General features: G+C 41.0%; 12 protein-coding genes. 5 read left to right on the plus strand and 7 right to left on the minus strand.

Going from position 1 to position 11,341, the window contains the following annotated elements; all coding sequences use genetic code 11:
- The first annotated feature begins 674 nt into the window (after nucleotides 1-674).
- Both N473_RS07090 and N473_RS07095 read left to right on the plus strand, forming a co-directional pair.
- On the plus strand, nucleotides 675-1,013 hold the full coding sequence (locus N473_RS07090; RefSeq protein ID WP_063367305.1) for a hypothetical protein: 339 nt from the start codon (nucleotides 675-677) through the stop codon (nucleotides 1,011-1,013).
- Nucleotides 1,014-1,024: 11 nt separating this feature from the next.
- Nucleotides 1,025-3,178, plus strand: coding sequence for a hypothetical protein (locus N473_RS07095; protein WP_063367306.1), 2,154 nt, complete (start codon nucleotides 1,025-1,027; stop codon nucleotides 3,176-3,178).
- 2,393 nt (nucleotides 3,179-5,571) lie between these two features.
- Here the strand turns inward: N473_RS07095 and N473_RS07100 are convergent.
- The 4 genes from N473_RS07100 to N473_RS07115 form a co-directional block, all read right to left on the minus strand.
- Entirely contained in the window at nucleotides 5,572-5,817 is a 246-nt protein-coding gene (locus N473_RS07100; protein WP_063367307.1) for a hypothetical protein, read from the minus strand.
- A 165-nt stretch (nucleotides 5,818-5,982) separates the two neighbouring features.
- Nucleotides 5,983-6,327 carry a hypothetical protein gene (locus tag N473_RS07105; RefSeq protein ID WP_081220999.1) on the minus strand — a complete coding sequence of 115 codons (345 nt, stop codon included), beginning with the start codon at nucleotides 6,325-6,327 and terminating at the stop codon, nucleotides 5,983-5,985.
- Nucleotides 6,324-6,893, minus strand: a complete 570-nt coding sequence (locus N473_RS07110) for a hypothetical protein (RefSeq protein ID WP_063367308.1) — start codon at nucleotides 6,891-6,893, stop codon at nucleotides 6,324-6,326. The genes N473_RS07105 and N473_RS07110 overlap by 4 nt, the downstream gene beginning before the upstream one ends.
- Nucleotides 6,877-7,161: a hypothetical protein gene (locus N473_RS07115; protein WP_063367309.1), complete on the minus strand. Its 285-nt coding sequence runs from the start codon at nucleotides 7,159-7,161 to the stop codon at nucleotides 6,877-6,879. The genes N473_RS07110 and N473_RS07115 overlap by 17 nt, the downstream gene beginning before the upstream one ends.
- Before the next feature lie 201 nt (nucleotides 7,162-7,362).
- Here N473_RS07115 and N473_RS07120 point away from each other — a divergent pair, with 201 nt between their 5' ends.
- From N473_RS07120 to N473_RS26140, 3 genes are read left to right on the plus strand one after another with little or no spacing between them, the layout of a single operon-like run.
- Nucleotides 7,363-7,653, plus strand: coding sequence for a helix-turn-helix domain-containing protein (locus N473_RS07120; RefSeq protein ID WP_063367310.1), 291 nt, complete (start codon nucleotides 7,363-7,365; stop codon nucleotides 7,651-7,653).
- Nucleotides 7,650-8,171: a hypothetical protein gene (locus N473_RS07125; RefSeq protein WP_063367311.1), complete on the plus strand. Its 522-nt coding sequence runs from the start codon at nucleotides 7,650-7,652 to the stop codon at nucleotides 8,169-8,171. The genes N473_RS07120 and N473_RS07125 overlap by 4 nt, the downstream gene beginning before the upstream one ends.
- Nucleotides 8,158-8,292 (plus strand): bacteriocin, encoded by a 135-nt coding sequence (locus tag N473_RS26140; protein WP_155735552.1) that lies wholly within the window; start codon nucleotides 8,158-8,160, stop codon nucleotides 8,290-8,292. The genes N473_RS07125 and N473_RS26140 overlap by 14 nt, the downstream gene beginning before the upstream one ends.
- 540 nt (nucleotides 8,293-8,832) lie before the next feature.
- Here the strand turns inward: N473_RS26140 and N473_RS07135 are convergent.
- From N473_RS07135 to N473_RS07145, 3 genes are read right to left on the minus strand one after another with little or no spacing between them, the layout of a single operon-like run.
- A complete protein-coding gene (locus N473_RS07135) occupies nucleotides 8,833-9,105 on the minus strand; it encodes a hypothetical protein (protein ID WP_196766379.1) in 273 nt (90 codons plus the stop codon).
- Nucleotides 9,098-9,472, minus strand: a complete 375-nt coding sequence (locus N473_RS07140) for a DUF2528 family protein (RefSeq protein ID WP_063367313.1) — start codon at nucleotides 9,470-9,472, stop codon at nucleotides 9,098-9,100. The genes N473_RS07135 and N473_RS07140 overlap by 8 nt, the downstream gene beginning before the upstream one ends.
- Nucleotides 9,473-9,488: 16 nt before the next feature.
- Complete coding sequence (locus tag N473_RS07145; RefSeq protein WP_063367314.1) at nucleotides 9,489-11,153, minus strand: protelomerase family protein; 1,665 nt, start codon at nucleotides 11,151-11,153, stop codon at nucleotides 9,489-9,491.
- Nucleotides 11,154-11,341: the final 188 nt, after the last annotated feature.

Below are 11,341 nucleotides of genomic sequence, written 5' to 3' on the forward strand. Positions count from 1 at the left end.
GATATTTAGTTTGGTGTACAGTTACTGTTGATTGGTTTGTTGTGAGGATTTGTTGATTAGTCTTTTGTACAGTTGTTGTTTTTAAGGGTGGTTAAAAATTGTTTCATCACAATTTGTGATACACAAAATGAACTTGTTGATGATTGAATAAAATGGAATGTTTTTTTATGGTGGTTTGTCTTTGTATTCAGGGTTGTATACTGGCGTTTATTTGTCTTATGGGGTGGTTTAAAGGAATGCTTGTGTGATTTTAGCTTGTACAGTTATTTTTTTTTATTGAGTAAAACCAAAAAAAAGCTTTGCGCAAAGGGTTCTAGAATATAAAATGGCTATTAAAGCTTCGCATGAGCTTGTTACCGCTTGGGTTCTCTGGATTTTATACAGGGGAGTTAAGGGGAAGACGATTATCCAGCCCGTTGTTTTGGCGAACTCCGGCTGGATAATCTTAAACCTTGTCATGCGTAAGCACAGGCATTACAAGAATAGGAAGTGCTGCTACCAACAGCAATTTCCTTGGATTATTTTACGCTTAAAGTGTACAAAAAATCCAGTAATTTCTTATTCTAAAGGGTGTAAAATATAAACCTGAAAGGCTTATTAACCCTTAAAAGCAACGCATCCATCTTGCTAATACCTGTCGCTTACCTTGGCAATAATATGATTAAGGAAAAGCAATGGAATTAGCCATTCAAAAACTAAAAGAAGAAGTAACTTTACATCCTGAGCACAGGGAAGTTATCAACGAACTGCATCAAAACCTACTCCACTCTAACGATGAAACAACTATTAAATTTTTGCGTCACATTCTTGACCATAACTTCTTAGCTCACCCTGAAATTGAGCGCAGAAACCAAAAAATGCGCATACACAACAACAACTGGCGAGTAAGGTTAAAAGGCTATTTAGGCCCGTATGGTCTGACTATTAAGCCCCGGGGCATAATGAGCACTGAGAGGTTAAAAGAATACGGCCTAACCAATGGCATGTATTACTACATTGTTGAAGCGTTATAAGGGGTTGGCACATGACGGACTTGACCAATACCCAAAATCAGCATGATAATAATAACGCGGATAGGGTGGGACTAATTACCCCACCCGATACGGCTGGCCCGTTGAACCAGCCTTCCGCAATACCTGATTCAACAGAACCTCTCAACAAGGTTAACAATATGGATAACAATAACAACGGGACAGATACGCCCGTAATCTCTCTAGAATCAGTCCGCTCACAAGCCGATCAAAAAACAAACAGTGATGAGTCTGAAAAAACCACCCTTACCGATGATATGAGATCGGCTTGGGTCGAAATATACACAGACGCAATTGACCCTCCTGAATTTCTACAAGACATAACCAACAAAAAACAACTTGAACAACTACTAAAACGCACAGCAAAAGTTCAGCGAAAGCGCCAAGCAGAAGAGTTAAAGGCAGAACGCCAAAAGCTGGCAAACCCTGAAAACCTAAGACCTCCTTTTTCATTTCTTGGGTATGATGAGGGTGTTCATTTTTTTATATCCAATAGCGCTCTGCAAATAATGGGGATTAATGGCGAAAAGCTCACAGGCCAAGCCCATTTAATGCAACTGGCGGAATTAGACTGGTGGATGGTCTCATTTCCTAAGCTTAACGACCTAAACGAGATTGTTGGCGTTGATTGGCTTCGCGCTGGCGACTGGGTTTTATCAAATAGCCATGCTAAAGGGGTTTATGATGCTAAAACACTTCGGGGTCGCGGCTTTTGGTATGACTCAGGTAAGTTGGTCAGACACTTGGGGGATCGTTTGCTGGTGGATGGCAACGAAGAGCCTGTAAATAGCAATGACCTAGCCAACATTTACCAGCTTGAAGGAAAGGTACAATACGAGTATTTACCCCCAGCCACAAAAGAGCAGACCGAACAGGTTTATAACCTTATAAACAACATGTATTGGGCCGATGAATATTCGCCAGCACTATTAATTGGCTGGATTATCACCGGGCCATTTGCCGGGATTCTTCCTTGGCGCCCTCATATTTGGATCACTGGCCCATCAGGTTCGGGTAAATCAGATACCGTATTACAAGCAACTCATGCATTGCTAGGGTCACAACTTCTACACGCGAAAGGCGGTGTTACTGAGGCTTCGGTAAGGCAAAAGTTAAAACTAGATGCTCGCCCGGCGCTTATTGACGAATTAGAGCCTAATACAGCGGCAGATAAAAATAGGATTGATAAAATTTTAGGCTTAGCAAGGGTTGCAAGTTCAGACGATGACGCCACTGTTATGAAAGGTTCGGCTAGTGGTCGGGTTCAAGAATTTAGAGTTAGATCTCAATTTGCATATGCAAGCATAAAGACACGATTAATTGAAGATGCCGACAAAAACAGAACAGCAGTTCTTACTCTACTTAAAAAGGAAGTTTCAGAAGATACGAGGCGCAACTTTGCCGAAATAAAGGAGGCTATAGCGCTACTTAAAAAAGACGGTATAGAACACTCATTAATTGAATTAACACTTAACCGATGGGACCTGTTTCAACAAAATTTAATCACTTGCGAAAAGGCTATCAACTTGCTCAGTTCATCAGGCCGGGAAGGTAAGCAATACGGCACTTTGCTAGCTGGTTATTACACCATGATTTTAGATAAACCCGTTACAGAAGAGCAAGTGACAAATTTTGCTAACAATAAAGGTTTGGCCGAAATGATAGCCGGGGAGCTTGAAAACTCAGGGGACGAATGGGGTGAGCTATGGCGCCAAATAAGCGCTACCGATCTGCCATTATCACAAGCAAGTTCAAAAATCACAGTTGGTGAGGCTATAGAAGCCATTCAACTAAAAGACAATGAACAGCTTGCTGAATGGGGAGGATGGCAAGCGCTAGCCAATACAGACCCCGCAGCAATTGAGCCACACGCTGATACAGGTAAAAAACGGATATACAAAGCGCTTCAATCTTTAGGTATCGTGCCAAGGCTAAAAAACGGCTATAAAATACCACCCGCACTAGCTGAATTTGAAGGGCTAGAGGGTGTATGGATTGCTGTTAATTCCCCCAAGCTAAAAGCTATTTTAAGTCGCACCAGCTTCGAAGACTGGCAAAGTCACATTAAACGAGCTGGCTTTGCACCCAAAAAGCAAATTAAGGTTAATGGTAAAGCTGAACGGGGTTATTTCATACCGTTTGAATAATCCAACCAATAAGCCAAGGCGCCACTTTAGGCGCTTTTTTTACGTCAAAACAGTACCCAAAACAGAAAAGGTCACAAAATCTATGTGACTTTTTATAAAAAGGTCACACTTGAATGTGACTTTTTTTTGCTTTTAAATCATTGGTTTATATGAAAAGTCACAAAGTCACGCCATTTTGAAGGTATAGACATATATACAATAAAAAAAATCCCCCCCCTCTCCTAACCCTAAACTAAAGATTAAGAGGGGGGAGTTTTTTTTTCTGCCATGCGTATCTACCTATTTTTTTATGTGACTTTGTGACTTTTTATATAATAATAATAATAAATCCTTTAAAAACATATATATATATATAATAAAAAGGTCGCACAAAAGGTCGCACAAAAGGTCACAAAGTCACAAAAGTCACTTTTCCCTAAAAAATAAAGAACAGCTCCGCTTCGGGCCGAAGGCCGAAACAAGCGGGAACCGCGCAGTGCGACACAAGCCAAGGCAGGGAGGCGAACTGGGGGAAATTCTCAAAATGGCGCGTAGCAAGACAAAGCTGGCGCGTCGCTTGCAATGCCGCTCTGATAAACAAAAAATAAATTTGCAAACAACACAGGCGTTTCGGGTAGGGAATGCCTCAAAATCGACTTAGGCGGCCCGTGAGGGTGATTTAACGAATATCCTAAAGGATTTATGCTCAAATTTGTTTTATGGGCTTACAGAGCCTTACAGGGCTTTTTAGCTGCTGGTGGATTTGTATATTTGTATATTTGTATGCTTGTTTAATGGTTTCGTCAGTGATTTTGATTGTTAGCGTTGTTTTCGCCAGTCAAAAGCCTTTAAAAATCAATTAACTTTCCACCTAACTGGTAAAGGTGGTGGCGGCGCCATGATTTAGCGAAAATTTCGCTTTAACCGCGAGTTGGACACCCGTGGTTGTTCAGCTGATCTCTAGGGACCCCTTTTACCGCTTTGGCCAAATCTAAGAAGCCAGTAATTACGCGGCTTGCCGCGTTTTTAGGTGTGCGATATAAGCGGAAACGGAAAAGGCATTTTTTTTACTGGAAAAAAAATGCGTGAGAGGTCGCGTGTTTTCTACCCGCATTCAATGGGGGGTGGCCGGGAAAGGACCCAAAAAAAAGTTTGAGTTTTGGCATGTGCCTAAATTGTGCTGGGGCGGCGGTACTAGGCTAAAAAGTTGTAGTGATTTACAGGCCCCTCCCCCTGAAACCGGAACCCCCTAAGCTCGAGAGGTAGCTGTAAAAAAGTCGCGGCTTTGGCATCGCATGAAGTTCAAGCGCGTAAGGACCCGGCTAAATCAAAGATGATTTAGCAGTGGGTTTTTTCATTTCATTTCTTGGTCGCGTAAAAATCTGGTTAGGTCGGCGGTGTCCGTTCAGTTCGCGCAGAGTTTAAACACCCCCGGGGGGTGTGAGTTTCCGGTTTACCTGAGCCACTAAACCCAATGTTTACACGGTATACAGTCAAGCCATGCATAGGAAACCGGAAACCCTGAAAGGTAAATAATATTTGAGCAAGCGAGCTTTTGCGCATTCTGAACCCGTAGTTTGAATTGATATTCAAAAGGACCCGGCAACCGGCTATCGTGTCAGTTCGGCCTAGTTAATCACGCACTTATCCCCCGAAAATGTGGATAAGTTGATTATCATGGATCACGCCTTTACTTACGGGTATCAAATCCCATCCACCAGCGTTTAAATAGCCTTTGCTTAGTCCTTATAGGTTGTTTAATGGAGGTTTAACCCCCTTTCAACTACCCTTTTAAACGGTATTGATTCGATGGTTAACTGGGCTGGAAACCGCTAAAGATGGGGCTTTAAATGTTAATAAACTGGTCATTTTTGATTTTTTATTAATTGCACGTGTAAATATTACTAGATGGCGGTAGTTAGGCATGGGCATTTGTTTGAACAATTTGACCCCCTTACCCCTTATAGCTGTCCACCAGTTGCCACCTTAACTGCCAACCAGTTACCACCCTAAATGTCATTTGCGCAAGGTGCGCATTATTCGGCTTAAAGTGCGCAGTTTAGTTGCGCATAATCTTTATGAAAGCCTTTTAATTAAAGGGCTTGATTGATATTGCGCACGCTGGTTTTGCGCACTGCCTGTGCGCATTTCGCTTAGGTTCGTATAGTCCCGGATTGTCCCGTTAAATCCCAGATAATCCCACGCAATCCCGGATAATCCCGGATAATCCCGGGTAAAAACATGCGTTTTTTTGACGCCAATAAGAGCGCTTAAAATGCTTGCAAGCCTTATAGGTCAAGGCTTACAGGGTTTTATTGCTCGCGCAATAAAACGACAATTGGTAAGTTTTACGCGAAAAAAAACGCCATAACTGTCGTATATGGCGTCAAAAATGGCGCTCAAAGGCGCTCTTTTTAAAGGTTTGTCGTTACTTTGTCGTTTGTTGTCGCGTAGCTTTGCGTAATCTTGCGCACTACTTTATTCAGTTCGTTAATGTCTTGCTTGCACTTTTTTACGTGGGCGCTTTGCATTTCCATGTAACTAATAGTTATTTGCTCTGACACTCCATCCCAGCTCATTAACTCCGCAATGGTTGCTAAAGTCTCTACATCTTCAATGCTTTTAGTCACTTTGTCTTGGGCTTCAAATAGTTCATTCATTGCTTGGCTCCTAATCTTGTAATGAAGTGATCACCGATCAAAAACTTTGGAATTTTAAAAGTGATCAGGTTGCCAGCCCGAAGGCTGGCATATTACCCCGCCGCATGGCCTGTGCTTAGTTCTCTTGTACATTTGGTGGGGTGAACTCTGTTAGCGATTTTGCCGCTAGTATCCGTTTTGATGGTGTCCCTGCTGGTATCCCTGCTGGTGATTCTGCTGGTGATTCTGCTGGTGGCCCTGTTGTTGGCCTTGCTGGTGGCCCTGTTGATTGTTTTGTTCTTGACTGTCCCACCAGATCACCTCCTCACTTGGGTAACTGGGGGCTGGCAGTAGGCGCCTAACCTTGGTAAATGTGCCGCCGTTGTCTGCGTTCCATAGTGTTGCCTCTCCAACTTGAAGGTATTTATTTTTCACTTTTGGCTGGCCTTTAGCGTCTAGTTCTTTGCTTTGGTACGTGTCTACTACGCACATTAAGCGGCCACGGTCGATTGGCTGTTTACTGTTGTTCACTGCTTTTTCTCCATATTTAGATTGATTACTGGGAGTTTGCTTTTAACTTTTCTGGCGCGCTTTAAGGTGCGCTCCCGCTCTTTGACTAGAAAGGGTTCAGGCAATCCAAAATTAACCACTTTACAAGCTTCAATAAGTGCACTTGATTCATGAATAAACAAGTATGTATCGCGGTCTAGTTGGCTGTGTTCTACGTATCTAAAATTGAACAATCGATCCATTATCTGGGTGTATTCTTGTAAGTGGCAAATGGCTTCAGCAAATGGCTTGTAATAGTTGTGCACGTTATCCAGTTTTTTTTGTAAATCGCGCATTTCGGCGTTTACTTTTTTAGCCTGATTTACTGCGTGTCTAGCCGATTGCTCACTAACATTGAGTAATGCAGAAAACCCCTCTCGATGGTCCCTACAGGCAACAATATCAACAAAGTGTTCCGACTCTGATACATGGCTTAAAAACCCTATTACGTTTGATAGCGTGCTCATTGTATCGTCTGGGTAACTATCATCTGGGAACATTAGCCCGGCAATACTTAGGGGCTTTTCAATTTCAAGCGTGTTTAGCATTTTCGACCCCCACCAGCCCCGGCGCTTCAACTCGACTTTCTTGGATGTAGTTTTGGGCTGTGTAATTGGCTGATTCACTAATGACCTCTAAAATGTCCCCCAAACCGTCACGAGATGATTGGACGTCCATGTCCCCTTGCTCTAGCCCTCTAACTGCGCGGCTTAGAAAGGAAATACTGTCTGAAATAGACTTCATGTTTGCGTGTATGCAATTAGCGTTAAATAACTGAGTCGGGTAGGGGAATTGGTAGTTTATATTTTGATGCATGTGCTTACTTTCTCCATGACAAAACCCCCTTTAATAACAAAGGGTTATGTTTAATAAATAAATAGATTTATATTGAAAACAGATCGTTTTTTGTTATCATGGTGTTAATGTTTACATGGGTTGTTATGACAATCTCCATAAAATGACCAGCTCTTAGCGAGGCATTTAAAAGGAGCCTTATATTTTTTTGGAAAGGAACTAATGAGGACATCAGAGCGTAGAAGGAAAGCTTTTAACTTTAAAGTTGAGGCTCAGAGGTGCATAAGACAAATTAGACGAGAGCTTGGTTTGTCTCAATCTGGGTTGGCTAAGAAAATGGTCACAGATGTTGACCAGTCAACGATCTCTAATTGGGAAAGTGGTAAAAATGAAATTCCGCTAAGTAAGTTTATTGATATATTACTTTTAGGCGGGCGCAATCCACTGCTTTATTTTGATGATTTTGGAAAAGAAGAAGAAAACAAAAAGGATGTTAAAGAGGTCGCTAAATGAGTTTTTTTGATTATTTTAATGTTGTTTTACCAGTAGCTTTGTTTTTGGCTTTATTTATATCTTGGTCGAACATCAATGCCCGATTCTTGATTCTGATTTATGGTTTTGTTGAGGTCATAAATTTACTGTCTTTAGATTGGGCAATGAGTATGCCCATAGGCTATTATGCTTGGTGCATGTTTATGAATGTTTTATTTTTAGTGTTTGTTTTTGGGCGTAGGTATTGGGCATATAAATTAAGTTATTTTTCATTTTTTGATAAAGCATTTGATGAGCATAAATACTCACTTCAAGAAACTACTTTAGTTCTACTTTTTTCTCTTTCATTTTTAATCAATTTTATAACGCTGGTAGAGGTTTACCTGTACTATATTGGTTGGTTTAATAATGCTTACATAAAGCTCTACGTGAGGGACTTAGTTCAGACTGTTTTGCATATAATGGCTTCAATTGTTTGCATCACATTTGCACTTCGGTTCTCATCTAATATTGAAGGGAAAACCAATGGAATTAAGTAATAAAGATTTGCAAAAGGTAACAGGTGGTGTTGGCGGTGGAACGGGAAGCCCAGATTTACCTCAGCAACAAGCTAGGCTGTTACCTATTGAAGTGTTAAAGCTTAAAATAATTACTCCTTAGCTCTTAGCTAGATAAAGATAAAAAGGGCCTTCAATGGCCTTTTTTATTGCCTCTATTTGGGCTTTTAGAAAGGGCTTATTGAATAGGTTGTTGAACATATGTTGAAGGAAAAACCAATGGAATTAAGTAAAAAATATTTAAATAAAGTTTTTGGCGGAACAGGAACTGGAAGCCCGGATTTACCTCAGAAACGGGCTAGGTTGCTACCTATTGAAGTGTTAAAGATTAAACCGTAGCTTTAAGTTGTATAAAAATAAAAAGGGCCTTAAATGGTCTTTTTTTTGCTCCCTGCAGGGAGCTTTGAGAAAGGACTTATTGAATAGGTTGTTGAGTACCGGTGCCATGCTTCATGTCCTTTCTTTTGGATTTATAAAAGGCCACCAGCAAAGCGGTTTAGAGTGGATTTTGCTGTTTCAGAAAGGAAGTAAGGACCTCAAAAAAAAGGGCGTAATTTCGTAAAGGCCGCGAGTCTTGGCCCCAACGGGATTTTACTCCCGGAGAGGACCCGTAAAAAATTTTACGGGTTAACCAGGTGCGGAATTAAATTTCTTTTTGTATTAAAGCTAAGTAACCGCCGCTCTCTAATGGCCTGACGAATGCGTTATAAAGTTTGTTGCTGTCTGCCCCTTCAACTGCCGGAGTTAGCTTTAAAAGTGCCTGTGATACATTTACGAATTGCTCAAAATCAATGCCCAAAGCTTTTATAAGCTCATCGTCAAAGTCTGCCCCTTGGTCAATAAGGTTTTCCGTCTGTTCTTCTGTTAGGCCCATAGCGGCGCCAGCTAATAACTGGTATTCAAAAGTATTAATCATTGCTTAGCTCCACAATCTTGATCTCATCAGATTCAATGAACCATGTATCAATAGAATTAACTTCAATGCCAAAATTATCAAAGGATGGAAACCCTTCAACCCCGTTCTCTTTACTCCAGTCAAACTGATCTTTAAGCCATTTTTTATCTTTGAAATTATTGAATGCCATTTGCTGGAAACTTTCGGCTGCAAATAAGGCTAGACCTGCGTTTTCATGTGAACCGTGGTGATTAAGTCTATAATCATCACCACCCCAAAATTGGTTAATTTCCTTGCATTCTTTTTGGAACTTTTCCTCATCAAGAACGGTGATCACCATTTCTAAGTCAAAATCCCAAGAACTGTGTTTTAGCTTTAATTTACGCATGTGTATTTATTCCTTTTTAACTATGTTCAATTAGTCGTTTTTGCTGACCTGTTTTCTTAGACTCAACAAGCCAAACCCCGTTAGGATCCTTGAAGTATTTCATTGTCTGGGTTTCCAGTTCGTCTACCATGTCCACCAGCACAAGATAAAGCCCGGCTGTATCTGCGTTAACAGCTTTGCCTTTTACTTTGCAGTTCTTGCGAATAAAGCTAGCTGTTAAGTCATCGGCTATCATGCCATTCTCGCATCGAGCTTTAGCCCATTCGTGTATGTCGGGTAGCTTTTTGGCCTTTACGCCTTTTTGCGCAATCACCCCATCAAAGCTTGTTAGTTTTTGCTTTAGGCTTTCACTGTCAGGCTTCATTAGGTCTTGCTTTTGCTCACCCTTGAACACTTCAACGCCTTTGACAGTGTTATCAATCTCTAGTGCTGCGTAGTGCTTTACGGCACCAGATATTGTGTCCGTTGAATAGCATAAGACTCGGGTAGTCATTGATTCGTAAGACTCCGGGCTTGTGTCTTTTTCGCGCTCGTAAACAGCCTTGGTGTAAATTGCACGCAGTGAATGAACATCAAAATCCCCAGTTTCAAGCCATTTCCTGATTCGCTCGTTAAGTGTTCCGTTGTATTGTTGGTTTATGGCCTCGTTGTGCTCTGTGCTGTCTTTGTAGCGCTTATCAAATATGCTCGCCTCAACCTCTTTACCAGTGCGGGAAATGAATTTCACATAGCCGCCACCCCAATAGCCACCTTTAGCCCCGCTTTCGTGCTGGATCTTTTCATGCTTGTTTAACTTCATGCGCATAGCGCGCAAGGATTTAACTATTAACTCAGGCTTGGCAAAAACAGGAATTTCCCAGTCCCCGAAGTCATCACCTAACTTTCTATCCCTAGCTTTTAAGATTCCATTAAATACAACATAATTATCTCTGCTTTCTGATTTTACAAAGCGTGCAGTTTTCATTATTTCCGTAGGTCTTCGGCCTGTTAATGCGCATAATGCGATTGTCATATCTACCCAATCTCGGTTAGAGCTATCCTCTAAAACCTCGATTGATTTTTTGTATAGGCTCTCAACATTAACCCTTATTTTTACATCGTGCTTTTCTTTTAACGCCAGCTTATTCTTTTCATTTGCTATTGATTTAGCGAAAGATAGAGGTGCTTTAATTTTATAGTAAAGTGGGTGGTATATTTCTATGCCATTTACAGCGGCGCGAATCTTTGCAGCATTGATATGTGATCCGTTACTTCTGTACTTTTTAGAAATTATTGATATACGGTCCTCTAGGGTGCTCAGCATGATATTAGGCTTTAGCCCTTTATATTCATCCTCTAGCGCCCCAAACTCTTTTAGAAGCTCTCTAGCCTCTTTTAAACTCGCCTCAAAGTTAGCGTTTATGGCGCCCATAGCCTTAATTGCATTTCTGTACTTGATTAGCACAGCAGACACGCGGCTTGCGCTTAAATCACCTCTAGTTACTGGTGAGTCTTGGTTAAAGCTCCATATTTGGCGCCCTTCAACTCGTTCTGAGTGCATTCCGAAGGCATCCCTAACAAACACCTTCATAAGTTTATCATTATGGTTGCTGACCTTTCTTGAGTCTTCTCGAATTGGCAAATATGACTCAAGTCTCCTTACTAGATATTGAGTTTTATCCGTTTTGTTTCTATCTGTCATTTTGTCGCCTCTTATTTTGTCGGTTAATTTTACCAATAATTACAGTGTACATTATTTAGACGAGATTTCAACAACTGTACATAGACTAAATAGTAATATAAATATTCAATAACTGTACATTAGACTATATATGCACAACTGTACATCAAACTATATACTAACTGTACATCTAGACTTCGAAGTCTAGA

Source organism: Pseudoalteromonas luteoviolacea CPMOR-1 (assembly GCF_001625685.1).
Classification (GTDB): domain Bacteria; phylum Pseudomonadota; class Gammaproteobacteria; order Enterobacterales; family Alteromonadaceae; genus Pseudoalteromonas; species Pseudoalteromonas luteoviolacea_K.